This is a genomic window from Rosistilla carotiformis (genome assembly GCF_007753095.1).
GTDB classification, from domain to species: domain Bacteria; phylum Planctomycetota; class Planctomycetia; order Pirellulales; family Pirellulaceae; genus Rosistilla; species Rosistilla carotiformis.
Map to the genome: position 1 here is coordinate 876,616 of NZ_CP036348.1, position 15,169 is coordinate 891,784.

Annotated in this window: 13 protein-coding genes, 1 tRNA gene and 1 pseudogene; 12 read left to right on the forward strand and 3 right to left on the reverse strand. The window is 56.7% G+C overall.

The features are described from left to right. The first annotated feature begins 80 nt into the window (after nt 1–80). The 8 genes and pseudogenes from Poly24_RS26870 to Poly24_RS27765 all read left to right on the forward strand — a co-directional run. Nucleotides 81–236 (forward strand): hypothetical protein, encoded by a 156-nt coding sequence (locus Poly24_RS26870; RefSeq protein WP_197452291.1) that lies wholly within the window; start codon nt 81–83, stop codon nt 234–236. Nucleotides 237–1,093: 857 nt separating this feature from the next. Beyond that, nucleotides 1,094–2,308 carry a Fic family protein gene (locus Poly24_RS03185; protein ID WP_145090337.1) on the forward strand — a complete coding sequence of 405 codons (1,215 nt, stop codon included), beginning with the start codon at nt 1,094–1,096 and terminating at the stop codon, nt 2,306–2,308. Between the two features lie 165 nt (nt 2,309–2,473). Continuing rightward, nucleotides 2,474–2,941, forward strand: a complete 468-nt coding sequence (locus Poly24_RS03190) for a hypothetical protein (protein WP_145090340.1) — start codon at nt 2,474–2,476, stop codon at nt 2,939–2,941. 998 nt (nt 2,942–3,939) lie between these two features. Then, nucleotides 3,940–4,464 carry a hypothetical protein gene (locus Poly24_RS03195; protein ID WP_145090343.1) on the forward strand — a complete coding sequence of 175 codons (525 nt, stop codon included), beginning with the start codon at nt 3,940–3,942 and terminating at the stop codon, nt 4,462–4,464. Between the two features lie 117 nt (nt 4,465–4,581). Then, nucleotides 4,582–4,890, forward strand: coding sequence for a hypothetical protein (locus Poly24_RS03200; protein ID WP_145090346.1), 309 nt, complete (start codon nt 4,582–4,584; stop codon nt 4,888–4,890). Between the two features lie 154 nt (nt 4,891–5,044). Further along, a complete protein-coding gene (locus Poly24_RS03205; protein ID WP_145090349.1) occupies nt 5,045–5,290 on the forward strand; it encodes a DUF1580 domain-containing protein in 246 nt (81 codons plus the stop codon). Then, the gene (locus Poly24_RS03210; protein ID WP_145090352.1) at nt 5,283–5,624 is read left to right on the forward strand and encodes a hypothetical protein; all 342 of its coding nucleotides are present in this window, start codon (nt 5,283–5,285) and stop codon (nt 5,622–5,624) included. The genes Poly24_RS03205 and Poly24_RS03210 overlap by 8 nt, the downstream gene beginning before the upstream one ends. Before the next feature lie 351 nt (nt 5,625–5,975). Continuing rightward, nucleotides 5,976–6,338: pseudogene (locus Poly24_RS27765) on the forward strand (phage integrase SAM-like domain-containing protein); the annotation flags it as partial. A gap of 722 nt (nt 6,339–7,060) precedes the next feature. Here the strand turns inward: Poly24_RS27765 and Poly24_RS03215 are convergent. Beyond that, nucleotides 7,061–7,144: transfer RNA gene (locus Poly24_RS03215), tRNA-Leu, on the reverse strand. A gap of 103 nt (nt 7,145–7,247) precedes the next feature. Here Poly24_RS03215 and bioA point away from each other — a divergent pair. The 4 genes from bioA to Poly24_RS03235 all read left to right on the forward strand — a co-directional run bounded on the left by bioA (nt 7,248) and on the right by Poly24_RS03235 (nt 12,469). Beyond that, the gene (bioA, locus tag Poly24_RS03220; RefSeq protein ID WP_145090354.1) at nt 7,248–8,615 is read left to right on the forward strand and encodes an adenosylmethionine--8-amino-7-oxononanoate transaminase; all 1,368 of its coding nucleotides are present in this window, start codon (nt 7,248–7,250) and stop codon (nt 8,613–8,615) included. Further along, nucleotides 8,616–9,170: a sigma-70 family RNA polymerase sigma factor gene (locus tag Poly24_RS03225; protein WP_145090357.1), complete on the forward strand. Its 555-nt coding sequence runs from the start codon at nt 8,616–8,618 to the stop codon at nt 9,168–9,170. It abuts the gene before it with no gap. Between the two features lie 386 nt (nt 9,171–9,556). Further along, nucleotides 9,557–10,954, forward strand: coding sequence for a c-type cytochrome (locus Poly24_RS03230; protein ID WP_145090360.1), 1,398 nt, complete (start codon nt 9,557–9,559; stop codon nt 10,952–10,954). Between the two features lie 249 nt (nt 10,955–11,203). Next, the gene (locus Poly24_RS03235) at nt 11,204–12,469 is read left to right on the forward strand and encodes a carbohydrate porin (RefSeq protein WP_145090363.1); all 1,266 of its coding nucleotides are present in this window, start codon (nt 11,204–11,206) and stop codon (nt 12,467–12,469) included. 169 nt (nt 12,470–12,638) lie between these two features. Here Poly24_RS03235 and Poly24_RS03240 read toward each other — a convergent pair whose 3' ends face one another. After that, a complete protein-coding gene (locus Poly24_RS03240) occupies nt 12,639–13,619 on the reverse strand; it encodes a hypothetical protein (protein ID WP_145090366.1) in 981 nt (326 codons plus the stop codon). A gap of 85 nt (nt 13,620–13,704) precedes the next feature. Then, on the reverse strand, nt 13,705–14,706 hold the full coding sequence (locus Poly24_RS03245; RefSeq protein ID WP_145090370.1) for a hypothetical protein: 1,002 nt from the start codon (nt 14,704–14,706) through the stop codon (nt 13,705–13,707). Between the last annotated feature and the right edge of the window lie 463 nt (nt 14,707–15,169).

The window sequence follows — 15,169 nt, forward strand, 5'->3', positions numbered from 1 at the left end:
AGGCCGCACGCTACAACGATGTTCGTTGGCGCACTGCTGGTATCTCCGGGATCAAGCTTCGCACCACATACATTCTCGGAATGCACCGCACATCCGAGGATTGGTTGTGCGACTTCTTTGACCGCGTCGCCGCTGTGAAAAACGGCGAAGCTCCACCGCTCCCACGCGATCGACGCAAGGCAATCGAAGAGCGTCGACGTAAGGCAAACGCAATCCTGGAAGCGGCGGGGATATAGCTATGCCAAAGCACTCAGATCAATTCGAGTAGCAACCTATCGCCTGCATCTTCCCGATGCTCGACGACGACGCTTTACAAGAGCTTGCGTCCGACATCGCGAAGCACGGTCAGCATGAACCCATATTTTGCTTTACGAAGGCAAGATACTTGACGGCCGGAACCGGTCGGCAGCGTGCCTGATTGCAGGCGTTGAGCCGAAGCATGCCGAAGTGAACCCCGGCGATCCTGTCGAGTTCGTTCTGTCGCTAAATCTTCACCGACGGCATATGACACCCTCGCAGCTGTCCATATGCGCGGCGAAGGCTCGCGAGATATACGACCAGCGGGCGAAGGAGCAGCAGCAGGTTCGGAAGGGCGAGCAGGCCGGGGCAAGTCCGGAAAATTTGCCGGACTTGAAGAAGGGCGATGCCCGTGATGCCGCTGGCAAGGCCTTCGGCGTCTCCGGCAGGTCGGTCGACCACGCGACGCGAGTCTACAGGAGCGGCATGTCAGTTAGGGGGGCATGTTGGTTCGTCGTCCAGGATCCACCCCCTAGCCTTCAGCTGCTCTCGCCTTTTTGCTGGCAATGCTATCAACTGACGGCTTGCTTGTTTCTTGCCCCGTGAAAACGGTAACTTCCGCCGTGCAATCGAGCTATGCATGGCTATCAATGCCAAGGTTTCGGGTGGTCTGCCGGTTGGACTCATCCAATTGACGGACCGACTTCGGTGATTTGCTGGCAAGGCAGGCCGCTTCTAAACCTCGCCTGACCGAAACGGTCAACTAGTGAAAAGAGCTTGCCTAAAAGGCTGCGTTAGTAAAGAATATGTCGTAGAATCTTACTAACGCACCCGACAGGGCAGGAGCACTTTACTAGTGAATGAACGCGAATTTTCTAAGGAATCTCCAGGAAAACTTGTGGCAATCGATTTCATTGAGCATCCCAGTGGCCCGTTGGGGGACGCGAGGATAGCGAAAACAATGGCGTTCGTGCCTGCCCCCTTGCCGCCTGTTGTCGACTGGAAGCAACTGCAGGTCGAGCACTTTGAGCGGTACACGCGAACCGTTGCGGAACTAGGTAGACTTAATGGCCTGCACAAGCGCGTCGGCAACGCCGCAAGCTTGCTGCGGACGCTTTGGATGCGAGAGGCCAAATTGTCATCGCAGGTTGAAGACATCGACACAACGGCCGAAGAGCTTGTGCTTGCAGGGGCAGGTCGCTCGCTAGGCGTTCGTGAGAGCGGACGAGAGAGCTGGAATTATGTCAAAGCTCTTGAGCACGGTGTTCACTCTGAATTGCCTTTTTCAACCCGAGTGATCAAGGAAATGCACGAGGCTTTGCTTTCCGGGGTTCGAGGTGACGAAAATCGTCCAGGTCAATTCCGCAACTGCAATGTTTATCTAGGCAACCAGTCTCAAGGCGTTCGCAACGCCCGATTCGTTCCGCCCCCTTGTGGCGATGCGTTGGTCGATGCGATGAGCGAGCTTGAAAAATTTGTTAACGACAAAGACAACAAGATTCCACCGTTGTTTTTGATTGCGTTGACCCACTACCAATTTGAAACAATTCACCCCTTTCGCGATGGAAATGGTCGCATTGGTCGCGTCTTGATTTCGCGCTCGCTCGTCAAGGAAGGCTTGCTCGATCACCCGGTAGTCTACATGAGCGCATATATCAACGAGCACAAGCAGGAATACGTGGACCTGCTTCGCAACATCAGTCGCAGTGGCGGCGAAGCGTGGTCTGATTGGATCGCGTTCATTCTTGATGCCATTTGTACCCAAGCGAGGGATGCAATAGGCCGCAGTGAGCAACTTATCGCACTTCGAGAAGACTTCCACAATCGATTGAAAGAAACGTCTGGACCGTCGCGGCTATTCAAAGTCGTTGATCACTTGTTTTCTATGCCCGCGATTAACATTGCAGAAATAATCGAAAGCACCGGCGTTTCCAAACCCACAGCGACTGCGGATGTAGATCGCCTAGAAGATCTCAATATTCTTACCGAATATACGGGACGACAGCGAGACCGTGACTGGGTCGCTCGAGATGTAATAAAAATCATTGAGGAAGATACGCCGCTGGAGTGAGCCTGCGGTTCGATCCTCCCAGGTTACTTGGCAACCCCTTGAACGCAATCGAGGTGCGACGCAATTGTCTTGCGACAAGCATACCCGCTGTGATGGTCGTGGTTGTCTCTTGTCGCCCGTTGCTAGAATGCTCAAAACGGTCCACCTGCAGACGGAGAATCAAGCATGAGTGACACGGAACAGCAGTTTGATGAAGTCGACGACATCGACGGACCGTACTGTGAAGGTTGTGGGGATTCCACGGGCGATGTTGAATCCCTCGGCGATTCGTGGTACTGCGACAGTTGCCTTTCGGCTGCATTGCCCGACTGGAAAACGGAAGCGCGGGAATTCGCACTGCAGCAATGCAAGATCACCACTGCCATCCCAGAGTTTGATTCTTTAGATCAACACAGATGCACACCCGACGATTACGCGATGGGCTACCGGGAGTCCAACACACCGAACGCATACGCATGTCGGTGCCGTCACGAATACACCAATTACGATGCTTTGGTTGCTGGGTTCCCTCAGCACGGCGACGGGAGAGACCGGATTTTCTACCTCGCGATCCGTCGCCGAATAGAGGAACTGCTAGAAGAGCACCCAGATTTTGACAGTGCTGGCGTTGTCTGGGATCACATGCCGGAATAGCCGAACCGCGACCAAGTTGCAAGCCTGAGTAAAAAACGGACGCTGTTTTTTTCAGTATCGACCAGGGAGCAACGGCACGGAAGCAAGCCTGAATCGTTGTTCTACCAGGTGGTACCGCAATCGTGGCAGGACAGCGAATCTCTGTTTGCATCGCCTACGCCTGCAAGTCGCGTGGAACCGCAAAACGGACACTCCTCGGGGTAGCCAGCCGCATCATCACCGGAATCACACTTGCTCGAATCGAGGTTGCAATAACTGCGACTATAAGCAAGAGAGCGTTCGATGAAGTACGACTCCGCTTCGTGCTCAGCGGAAATTACCGCCAACTTTTCTGCGGACCTGGGAACGTGTCCCATTCGCTCGCGAAGCATCCGCTTTCCCTCGTTTGCAATCGCATTCCCTCTGATTCGCGACTGGGTTTCCGTCCGTGGGGTAAACGCAAGTAACTGGTCCAGCGTCACATCCTGGAAATCTGCAACATTGAGCTCCGCTGCGATTTGTTTGCGGGCGCGACTGCGCTTTCGGGTTGGACTCATTTGAGTCTCCTGTGTGAATGTCCTTTGGGAAACAACCCTCCGAAGTGAGTTGCGTGGAACGAGAGCAAATCAAGTGTAACGGGCGATGCGGCCAAGTCAAACGGACGGAATCGCCAGCCCGTTCTCCCCGGCTGCAAGTTTTCAATTTTCTGAATTGACACTCCCCCCCCGGCTGAATATAAATCTCGCATCGCGTTGGTCTTAGAAAGCCGATGTGATGGCCCGCAATCGTCCGCCGCTGCCAGTGCTCGCAAACTGGAACCTCAGCGACAAGATTGCCGGTATCAAAAGTAACACCATCTACAAGGAAAGTTCTAAGCGGCATCGCGGGCCGCGCGTGTAGCAACATCATCAAGCAATGACCCGGGAAGCCGGATAGCGAGACCTGTTGGCGTCGTCGTGTTACTACGGCGTTTCTAACTGCATGCGTGGCCCGCGGTGCGTACCCACGGAGCCAATACAATGGCAATAGCAACTCAATTCGCAGCACTTCGTTTGACGATCGATTGCAAGCTCGAGTCCGATCCCGATTCGATGCTACGAACTGTTGGCCGCTTATCCATCGAACGCCACGCGTCCCAATTCCGATGCGTGGAGTTCCACGACAGTATCGATGGGCCGTCAGAGCTCGCGCCGTTATTCGACAGCATGGCGGCCAAGACAGCGGGCGAGGCCTGGACGTCGTTTGTCGATTCGTCGCGCGATGCAGACCTTTGTTTGTTCGTTGGCCCCGGCATCGGCCCGGTTGTCTTCAGCGACCTTGCAATCGAGGCCGCGCAGTTCCAAGTCTTTGACGCTGCCGATGGCGAGCCGCGATTGATCGGCAAACCGTGGCACCGGTTTGAAGCGATGGCGATGGCCAAACGGATTCTTGCCGGCGGTGGTTGTCCGATTGTCGTGTCCTTCCATCTTGTGGCCGATGACGAATGGGATTCCACCGACATCGTTTCAGTAGAGGGCTCGCCGGAATCGATCGAGGCAACCTAGCGGCATCCCACGGTTGCATCTGCACGCTGGGGCGTTCGCGCCCCGGCAGTTGACGGTTTGCGATGCGATAGCGATGTTGAAGTTAGAGCCCCATCCTATGATGCAACGGAGTGTCCATTGATCCGACTGCCGCCCGAAGAAAAGCAACAGACGCCCGAGCAAGAACGAACCCAAAAGCTGGCCGAAGTTGCGGGGCTTGTCGCCCGCGGGCTGGATCCAACCGAGGCCGCCGGCATCGTCGCAGTAGACCTCACCGGCCAGACGTTGCCCCGCAAGTCTTCCTTCATGCCGTCACCGGCTGAGATCGCTTCGCAGTGTCTCACGGTTCAGGCCGGATGGACACCACGGGAGCGAGTTCGACGACGGGCGGGACTTGTCCAGCGGTACGTTATCCCGCTGGTCCGTTGTGCAGATATAGGGTTCTAGTAGCGAGATACCGCTAGACACACGTTGGGGTGCATTGATACGGCTTGACTACTTGCAGTAGCAGCATATATTGAGGGTTCTAGACGCGTATCGAGAACCGAACGCACACCATTCCCTCTTGTCGCCGAACCAACGGCGAGGAAACAGGTGCTGCATGTCTCTACGCGATGAGGGTCTATTGACCCTTCCCGAAGCCCGTAAGCAATTTCCCGGTCGACCGCCCGCACTGATCACGATGCGTCGTTATGTGACGGTTGGCTTGCGGGGTGTTGTCCTCGAATCCCTTCTGCTCAACGCTTGCCGGTTCACGTCACGCCCCGCGATCGATCGCTTCCTGATTGCTGCCAGCGCTCCAAGGGCTGCCAAATCAAATAAAGCGGAGGGCGTCAACAATGGCTGATCTGATCCTACGGGATACCGATCCCGATCGACTGAGAGCCGCTATCGTCCGCGATGTGCTGGACGCCATCCGACCGTTGCTTCGGCAGCCCGCGCCACCGGATTCCCGCCGATGCTGCAGCCGCGACGAGCTGGCCAAGATCCTGGGCTGGTCGATCGCCAAGCTGGATCGCCGAACCAAGGCGGGCGCGATTCCATCGATCATGGACGACGGCCGCCGAATCTACATCGTCGACGATGTGCTGGAAGCACTGAAGCAAGCGACGCCCGAAGCGGAAACGAAGGCCGCGGAAAGGCAAGCGGCGAAACGATCGAAGAGACAACCGAAGGTTTAGGCATTAAGTTGATACCCGCCGCGGCTAGCTCGACGGAGCGAAAACCGGTTTCCTGACCGGCCTGCCGCTGGTGTTTCAAACTCAGGACCAATTGCAGGAGATTGGTATTCGATGGCAAGCCTCGTGAAACGCCCCAACGGATCGTATGAAATCCGTTTCCAAGATCACAACCGCAGCCCCCGGTCGGTTTACATCAGCGAGAAAAACACCAAAGGGAAGATCGTCGAATCCAAGTCCCGGCGGATGGCCGAGACAGTGGCGTCGCATCTCGAGCACATCGCATCGCGCCGCCGGCACAACCAAACTCCATCGCCAGAGGTGGACGCCTGGCTGTCGGCGATCGACGACAAGATGCACGCACGGTTGGCAGGCTTCGGCTTGGTCGATCCCCGCGCTGCGGATGTTCCCGCGACCGACAAGAAGTTACTTGGCCCCTGGGTGGCTGAATTCATCGCCAAGCGGAAGTCATTGAAGGAATCGACGCGAAAGAGCCTCGACATGGCGGGCCGGAACCTGACGCTTTACTTCGGCAACGATCGCGAACTGAGCAGCATCACCCCCGGCGATGCGTCCGATTACCGCGAATGGTTGCTGTCCGAAGGCAATCTTCGCACCAAGAAGGACGATAAATCGCTTGCCGACAACACGGTCCGCCGCCGGATCGGTCGAGCTCGCCAAATCTTCACTGCGGCAATTCGTCACCAGCTGATCGAAAACAACCCATTCGATGGGCTGCCCGCGACCGTCAACGCTAACGAAGAACGGCAGGTGTTCGTTTCCCACGATTGGATTGAACGCTGCATCAAAGAGGCCCCATGCGAATCTTGGCGGATCATCATTGCATTGGCGAGATACGGCGGAATGCGACGCCACGAAACGTTGCTGCAGCGATGGGAAGACGTTGACATCCCCAAGCGTCGCATGGTCATTCGCAGCGAAAAGACAGGGATACGCGTTTGTCCGATCTTCAGCGAACTGTTGCCGCACATCATGCGAGCCAAGGAAATGGCCGAATCCGGGGCAGATACGCTACAAACGCGGTACACGGACGCGACGAACATCGGAACGACGTTTTCCAAGATCATCACCCGAGCCGGGCTGGTTCCGTGGGAAAAGCTATTCCAGAACCTACGGGCCTCCCGCGAAACAGAGTTGATGGCGCTTTACCCGGTGAAAGATGTTTCGTCGTGGCTTGGAAATTCCGCCCCGATCGCGATGAAGCACTATGCGATGCCGTTGCAGGATTCCTTCGAAAGAGCGATCAAGGACGGTGCCGGAGGTGTAAGTCCAAAGTTACACCGAATTTTACACCAATCTACGGCGAGTTCTGGCGATCACAGGCAATCATGCCAAGATGGGGAAAAACCAGAAAACGAAAAAACCCCGGTAAAAACCGAGGTTTCGTCGCTGTTGAGTGCTGCTGCTAACAACTTGAATAGCCGGAGCGGGACTCGAACCCGCACGCCCTTAACGGGCAAGGGATTTTAAGTCCCCAGCGTCTGCCATTCCGCCACCCGGCCAACGCGTGTGTTTTATCCGATTTGCAGTTCACGTGCGACCCGTGAACAGCAAACATCGGGCCTACGCTTCTGTTCATTGCCCGATTTTGGCAAACTACGCGGCATGACTACAAAAAACATGCATTCTAACGCGGAAATTGGCCAGATCGATCGCACCGCCGTCTGGCACGGCTTTACCCAAATGGCTCACTATGAGCCGCTGGTGATCGAGCGCGGTGAGGGAAACTGGCTGTTCGATATCGAAGGTCGCCGCTTGCTGGACGGCGTCAGCAGCCTGTGGTGCAACTTGCACGGCCACAATCACCCCACGATCAACGCGGCGATCCGCGACCAATTGGGCAAGATCGCCCACGTCACTTCCCTGGGGATGATCGGCCGCACTGCCGTCGAACTCACCGGCCGATTGGTCGACGTCACTCCCGACGGGCTGAACCACGTCTTCTACAGTTCCGACGGTTCGTCGTCGGTCGAAGCCGCCCTGAAGATGGCGTTTCAATATTGGCAGCAGCGAGAAAATCCGCAGCCACAAAAAACGAAATACGTCGCCATGGGGGCGGCTTACCACGGCGATACGACCGGCGGCGTCAGCCTCGGCGGCGTCGAACACTTTCATTCGCTGTTCGGTCCGCTATTGTTCGACGTCTTGCGCGGCCCCTGTCCGGACACCTATCGGTTGCCCGAAAACGTGACGCCCGAAACGGCTTGCGATCACTATTTTGAAACCTTCCGCGATCTCGTGACCGGGCAGCATCAACAGATCGCCGCCGTCGTGATGGAACCGCTGGTCCAAGGTGCCGCCGGAATGATCATGCATCCCGAGGGGTTCCTCCGCCGCGTCCGCGACCTGACTCGCGAACTCGACATCCTGCTGATCTGCGACGAGGTGGCGACCGGGTTTGGCCGCACCGGAAAAATGTTCGCCTGCCAACACGAACAGGTCTCGCCCGATCTGATGTGTATCGCCAAAGGACTCACCGGCGGCTACCTGCCGATGGCTGCCACGCTGGCCAGCGACGCTGTCTGGAACGCATTCCTGGGCGACCTGGATCAGAACAAACAATTCTTCCATGGACACACCTATTCCGGCAATCCGATGGCAGCCGCGGCGGGGTTGGCATCGTTGGACGTCTTTGAAGAGGAGCAGGTATTGGAAAACCTGCCCGCCAAGATCGAACATTTGCAGCGCTGTCTGCAACCGCTGGCGTCCCATCCTCATGTCGGCAGCATTCGCCAACGCGGTTTGATGGTCGGAATCGAACTGGTCGAAGAGAAAGCTTCGAAGCAGCCGTTCCCGGCTGGGCAGACGCGTGGAGCCCGAGTCTGTCGCCACGCGTTGGATCGTGGCGTTTGGATTCGGCCGCTGGGAGATGTTATCGTATTGATGCCGCCGTTGAGCATTCAAGCCGACGAGATTGAAACGCTTGTCGAAGCGGTGCGATATGGAATCAGCCAAGAATTCCCAGGCGAATAGATGAACGAATCCGAAGACGTCGATCGATTGCAGCAGTACGCGCCCTATCTGACAGCGTTGGCGCGAGCTCAGCTGAGTCCCCGTTACCGGGCCAAGGTTGGCGTTTCGGACATCGTGCAGCAATCGATGATCCAAGCCTACCAAGCGATCGACGATTTTCGCGGCACCACCGACGTCGAACTGAGAGCCTGGTTGCGGCAGATCCTCGCCCGCAACCTAATCCACGTCGATCGCGACCTGCATCGCGACAAGCGGAACATCGACCGCGAGCGTTCGCTGGAAGATCGGCTCGGCCAATCGTCGCTCTGCCTGGAAAAACTGCTAGCGGGCAGCGATCCCACACCAAGTCAAAACATCGCCACCAGCGAACGCGTGGTGCAACTGGCCGCCGCTCTGGAAACGCTCCCCGAAGCGCAACGTGAAGCGGTCCGGATGCACTACTTGGAAGGAAAGAAACTTTCAGAGGTCGCCGGCCTTTTGAATCGTTCCACCGGCGCCGTCGCTGGTCTCCTGCACCGCGGGCTCAAGGCGCTCCGCGAAGCGATGCGAGAATAACGAAACTGCAAAACAGGCTGTCCGAGCGGTAACAGAATTAACCAATTGCCCACGCGCGAAGGTCCGACGGACGTTGGACGATCAAAGCCGCATCCATAGAAACAGCGGGCTGCGACGCAACTTCGCGGCGTTCCTCGGGCTATGCGACATCAGTTGAGAACAGCCAAAGATTCAACATCCAGCGTGACCGATGTCACCTCGACTGACAAACTTCGGAGCGCATCGATCGCTTCGCGAATCGCCTGTTCGAGCGAATCTGCCCGACGATCGAATCGCCATGGCTATTTCATTTCACGATTCCGCCGATCGCGTATAATCGAGGGTTACGCGACGCTCATCGCAGCGTGCCGTCAGCCTCACCGCTTGAACTTCCTTCAAGGTCCGCAATGCAAGTCAAACTGTTTTTCGTCTTGGTTGTCGCCGTTTCGATGACCGCAGCACGTGCCGATGATCCAACGACTCGCGCCGCCGCAGTTGCGTCGAACGATGCGACTTTGGAAACCGCTGCGGCAGAGCGTGGGTACCGGTTTCTGACCGAAAAAGTTTACCTGACGCCCGATTTTCACCAGTCCGATTTCGATGCATTGTGGGAGGTCTGGCCGCGTGAACTGCGAGCCCAAGCGGCCGACGCGACGGTCGAACAGCGACGGCAAATGGCTTTCGAACGCTATGGCCTGACCAAGCGTCCCGGCGACGATAGCGGCCGACCGCTGCAATACGTCGTCGACGATGCCGGCAATTGGACGATGAACTGCTTCTCATGTCACGGCGGGACAGTCTATGGTCAAGTGGTTCCCGGAGCGCCAAACAACGCGTTTGGCTTGCAGACGCTCAGCGAAGAGATGCGGAAGGTGAAGTTTCGCCGCGGCAAACGACTGACGCGGATGGAACTGGGATCAGCGGTTCTGCCGCTGGGGACCACACACGGGACCAGCAACGCCGTCATTTTTGGCGTCGCGCTGATGAACTACCGCGACAAAGATTTGAATATCGTGATGGATCGCCAACCGCCGCCGATGTTGCATCACGATCTCGACGCTCCGCCGTGGTGGAATCTGCACAAGAAGGAGTTCATCTATATCGATGGCTTTGCGCGGCTGAGTCATCGTGGATTGATGCAGTTCATGTTGACCCGACAGAACGGTCCGGAGCGGTTTCGGGAATGGGAATCCGATTTCAAAGATGTGCTCACCTACGTCAAAAGCCTGCGTCCGCCAAAGTACCAGGGGCCGATCGATGCAGCATTGGCAGAACAGGGGAGAGTGGTCTTCAATCAGACCTGCGCTGATTGCCATGGTACCTATGGCGATGGGGTCGAGTACCCGAACCGCCGGATCGCCCTGGACGATATCGGCACCGATCCGCTGCGGTTGCAAGCCTTGCCGACAATCGCGAAAGAGAAGTACGTCGAGAGCTGGTTCAGCGATTACGGCCGCGATGGTTCGTATGCCGAGTCCAACGGATATGTTGCGCCGCCGCTGGACGGCGTCTGGGCCAGTGCTCCCTACCTGCACAACGGCAGTGTTCCGACGCTGTGGCATCTGCTGCATCCCGAGCAACGTCCCAAGATCTGGCGCCGAACGGCAATGGAGATCGACGCAAAACGCGTTGGTTTGCAGATCGAACAGGTCGATCGAGTCCCGCTGACACAAACCGACTGGGCGATCCGCCGGACCTATTTCGATACGCAACAGTCGGGCAAAAGTGCAGCCGGCCACGACTATCCCAGCGAGCTTTCCGAACCGGAGCGGACGGCGGTGTTGGAGTATCTCAAGACGCTTTAGCCTCAACGTTTCAGCTGCTTGACAGTAACGATTCGCCGATCCGTTGGGGCCGCCCTGGGGCCACGTTGTTCCGTTTGCTCCCTTATTGTGCTTTGTGCGTGTGGGTGACCACCAATTCAGAGCTTGTCGGGGAGTCTGTTTGGATTGATAGCATTTGTCGACCGATCGGAGTTCCTTAAGGGACCCAATGGGGCTGCCTCCCATTGGGGGCAATTTGGTTCCCGCTCAAGAGAGGCGGAAGGGATTCTGATGAATCATTGTTTAGCGTTTAAGATCGTTGTGCGGGCATGCCTGGCATGCCTGCTTTTCGCCTCCACCGCGCAAGCTGGCGGATGGGGGGAGACTTACGAGTCGATGCAGGAGAACGGTTACAGCTTCACCGGCAACTTGACTCAATTTGGTTTCGGTGTGGTCGGCGGCGGCAACGAATACGAGGACGACTCGCTCCTTTACAGCGGTCACGGCGACTATCTATTGAACGTCGACGCCAGCCAGTTTGGATTGCAAGAGGGACTGTTTTTTCGGCTGCGTGCCGAGCATCGTTTTGGCGAACAACTGAACCCAGAAAATACCGGCTCGGTCATGCCGCCGACGATCGCCAGTCATCTGCCTGCGGAGACCGAGAACCTCTACATCACCAACCTTGTGGTGACGCAAGCGCTGTCGGAAAACTTTGCCCTCTTCATGGGTAAGTTCGATACGCTCGATGGCGATCGCAACGACTTCGCCCACGGTCGCGGAGTCTCTCAGTTTTCGAACCTCGCGTTGGTCACCAACCCCGCCGCGATCGTCGCCTCCCCTTACTCCAGCTTGGGAGCTGGATTTGCGATCTTGCACGATCACGAACCATTGTTTGTGTTCACCGTGATGAATCCGACCGACACGACGCGAACCAGCGGTTTTGATGAGCTGTTTAACGATGGCGTGCTGCTTACCGCCGGACTACGGGTGCCAACGCACTTCTTTGGAAAACTTGGCCACCAATCGTTCACCGCCCTTTATTCGACCCAGCACTTCAGCGAACTGGTACCCGATCCACGTGCAAGCCTCTCTGGACCGGGCCAGGATGTCACGATCGATCTGACCAACGAACAAAACGGCACGTACGCCTTTCTTTATAACTTCGACCAGTACCTGTGCCGCGATCGCCAAGGACGCGGATTTGGCCTGTTCGGCCGCGTGGGCGTTGGAGACCAATCGGTGAACCCGATGCGGCTCTTCTTGAGCGCTGGTATCGGCGGTCACAACATGCTCTCGCGTAGCCGCCGCAACGATTCCTTTGGCGCTGGCTATTACTACCTCGACGCGACCAAGGACGAAGCGTTACTCGCGGATATCGCTCGCGATGCCGAGCCGCTTCGCGACGGGCAGGGCCTTGAACTGTACTACAACTTCAACATCTGCTCGTTCATGGACCTGACGTTCGACTACCAACTGATCGACTCGGTTGCAGACCTCAACGTCTTCGACGACCCGACATCGATCCTCGGTGCAAGGTTGAACATTCGGCTGTAGAGTCGAATCGATAAGAACGCCGCTGTCGCAGCACTGCGGCAGCATCGCCACGCCCAAAATGCGTCCACGCGAGGCCCAGCAAATTGCTTGGCCTCGCGTGTTGCGTTTTCATTGTGCGCCGTGTGGTGTAACGTGTTGCAGACGCCAAGCAACTACAGTGACCGTGTTGCTATCGATCCATCAAGCGAATCGCACCGTTGAACTCTGGATCGACAAACGATTGGAGGTTCTTCTCGTCGGAGAGGAAGTCGACCGAAAAAGGTTGGTCGGGAAGCGGCTGGTTTAGCGAAAACCAGTGGCAATCGATCGTCGTTGGTGCGTAGTTTGGTTCTACCTCACCAGTCAAATTTTCCGGACCGTGCGTTCGATAAAGGCGATTCTCGACAAGGACCGTTCTGGGAACGTCGTGTTCGTCGATCCGTTGCCACTGAAACCGAGCCCGCGCCTGAATCGATGGATACAACTTGTCACGCCAGAAGGCATGGTAAATCCGCTGGAACGAACGAACCGTTGTCGTTTCGGCATCAAATCGCCACTGCAATTCAGTGAATGGTTTATCCGAATAAGGAGTTACTTCGGGCGTTGCCAATTGCACCTCAACCCGATTCCCCTTGCCGATCACGTCTCCCGAATTCGCCGAGGCGAGCAACTTTAGCAAGATTTCATTCTCCGAGACCGATCCGCCGATCCCCAACTTGCGAAAATCGACATTACCTTCTCCAGGGAACGAAGACGACTTATCCGATTCCCGCATCCTCCTGCTCACTTTGCCACCGTCCAACTCATAACGCTGCCCATTCACATACAAGATCGCCAGGTATTGCGTCGTCAGCGGCACGTCGGCTGCCGGGTCCTTCGCCTCATAGGCCCGCTTTAAGTTCTGACTTTTTCTCGCAATCCACAAATAACGATTCCCCTCCGCATCAAACATCACTCGCTCGACAGACCTCTCTTCTAACAAGCGACCATCGGGAAACAGCATCATTGTCTCGCGCCGCGCTGCGGCGTCATATCTCGTGATGGCTTCCGCTCGATCGTTGATGCTTTCGATATAGCTTCGCGCATCAGCTATTTGTTGCAGGTCGGCCTGTCCCCAGCCGATCGTCGCTGGCAATACCAGCCAACACAAGATCCGTGGCACAAAAACCATCAGTCCTCCTGCAGTTCGCTTTCCACTTCTGAACATCGACACGGCTCTCAAACGAAAAGGACGGATGCAGATCGCCGGCGCATTATCAGCGAGGAAAACCGACGCGATTTTTTACGTAATAGACCTTCCCGTCGGTTTTGATCTGCCACTGGACGGAGTCGGCTTCCCCGACAAATCGCTCTGGCACAAAGGCTTCCACACGGTAAACGCCAGCTCCCAGTGGATGTGTCGCCACGTCGACCGGATAATCGCCGATATGCGCAGCGACGACCGCGGAAGCTAGGGTGGATGTTTTCGTTTCATCAGTCCGCTCGGACTCTGTTTTGGTCGGGTACAAGCGAACGAAAGCCGTCACGGCATACGACTTTTCGTCCGAGGCCGGCCTGGCGAACAGCAATCCGGGGCGGACCGTCACCGGGACGCGATACCTGACCAGACAGGTGATCATATCTTTGCGTTTCGAGACCGGATCCTCGATCGTTAGAGTGCCCGCTAGTTCCGCTTGATTGGGATCTTCGCGATCGACTTCGAATTGCAACCAATCACGATCCTGCCAATGGACTATCGCCCCGCGGGCGTTGCGAAAATCACCGGTCCCCGTAACTTGGACCTTTGCCGCATCGATCGGTTGGGTAATCGTGACAGGGATCCGTTCCACCATTTTGTTGTCGGAACCGTCGCGTGAGAACTGAACAGTCTTCGCATGGAACCGCAGCAGTTCGCTAACCCGGAAACGCAATCGCACTGTATCGCGAGCCGATCGCATGCCATCGCGCTGCAAGTAGATTGCGATGCTTTGATCGACTTCATGGCTGTTGTTGGGAATCGTCAAGGCAGCGCGAATCAAGAGTTCGCCCCCTACAGGAATTGAATTTCCCGTCGCCTCCGCCTTATTCAAACTGCCGTTCAGCTTCAACCGGTCAAACGGAACCACGTCGGACAATCGATTGACGACGCGGACCTCGACATCGACCTTCTTTCCCGCGGGCAACCAGCCCAGATCGGCTTCGGCCGTCGAATAGCCGCCGATGCCCGGAAGTAAGTCGGCATCGACCCGAATGGGATCGTTCCCGCAGGCGACTCCCATGAGAGATATCAGCCCGAGTAGAAAACCACTGCAACGCAAACGCCGGAGGGAGACCACTGCACCCTCCCGAGGCTAATGCGGGGCGACGACCGCCCCAACAAGAGGCACCTTATCATCCAGATTCCGCCGATGTCAAAGAGAAACGGCAACGGACCAGCAAATAATGGGGTTCGCGGCAATGTCGCCTCGCTGGCCATGCCGAAACGCTCCCGCAGGAAACCTTCCAAAACGCTCACTTCTGCAGCATGTGCGGACCGAAGTACCGCTCGATGAAGATCACCGAAGAGATCCGCGAGATGGCCAAAGGGAAGCAGTTGGTCGAACTGCCAACCAAATAATCGCCTGCAAGTCATCTCCTGCGAGAAAAACGCCGCCGACCTGGCGGGGATACTACCGGCTTCCCTGCCAACTGCGGAAACCTTGCCCCAGATGCTAATTTAATCGGGGTAAGGCGTTGATTTCG

Bases quoted from the DNA above. Each gene is read 5' to 3' on its own strand.
- Poly24_RS03195 (WP_145090343.1), top strand. From the start codon at position 3,940: ATGGCAATAGCAACTCAATTCGCAGCACTTCGTTTGACGATCGATTGC.
- bioA (WP_145090354.1), top strand. From the start codon at position 7,248: ATGACTACAAAAAACATGCATTCTAACGCGGAAATTGGCCAGATCGAT.
- Poly24_RS03210 (WP_145090352.1), top strand. From the start codon at position 5,283: ATGGCTGATCTGATCCTACGGGATACCGATCCCGATCGACTGAGAGCC.
- Poly24_RS03240 (WP_145090366.1), bottom strand. From the start codon at position 13,619: ATGGTTTTTGTGCCACGGATCTTGTGTTGGCTGGTATTGCCAGCGACG.
- Poly24_RS03235 (WP_145090363.1), top strand. From the start codon at position 11,204: ATGAATCATTGTTTAGCGTTTAAGATCGTTGTGCGGGCATGCCTGGCA.
- Poly24_RS03205 (WP_145090349.1), top strand. From the start codon at position 5,045: ATGTCTCTACGCGATGAGGGTCTATTGACCCTTCCCGAAGCCCGTAAG.
- Poly24_RS26870 (WP_197452291.1), top strand. From the start codon at position 81: ATGCACCGCACATCCGAGGATTGGTTGTGCGACTTCTTTGACCGCGTC.
- Poly24_RS03230 (WP_145090360.1), top strand. From the start codon at position 9,557: ATGCAAGTCAAACTGTTTTTCGTCTTGGTTGTCGCCGTTTCGATGACC.
- Poly24_RS03190 (WP_145090340.1), top strand. From the start codon at position 2,474: ATGAGTGACACGGAACAGCAGTTTGATGAAGTCGACGACATCGACGGA.
- Poly24_RS03245 (WP_145090370.1), bottom strand. From the start codon at position 14,706: ATGGGAGTCGCCTGCGGGAACGATCCCATTCGGGTCGATGCCGACTTA.
- Poly24_RS03225 (WP_145090357.1), top strand. From the start codon at position 8,616: ATGAACGAATCCGAAGACGTCGATCGATTGCAGCAGTACGCGCCCTAT.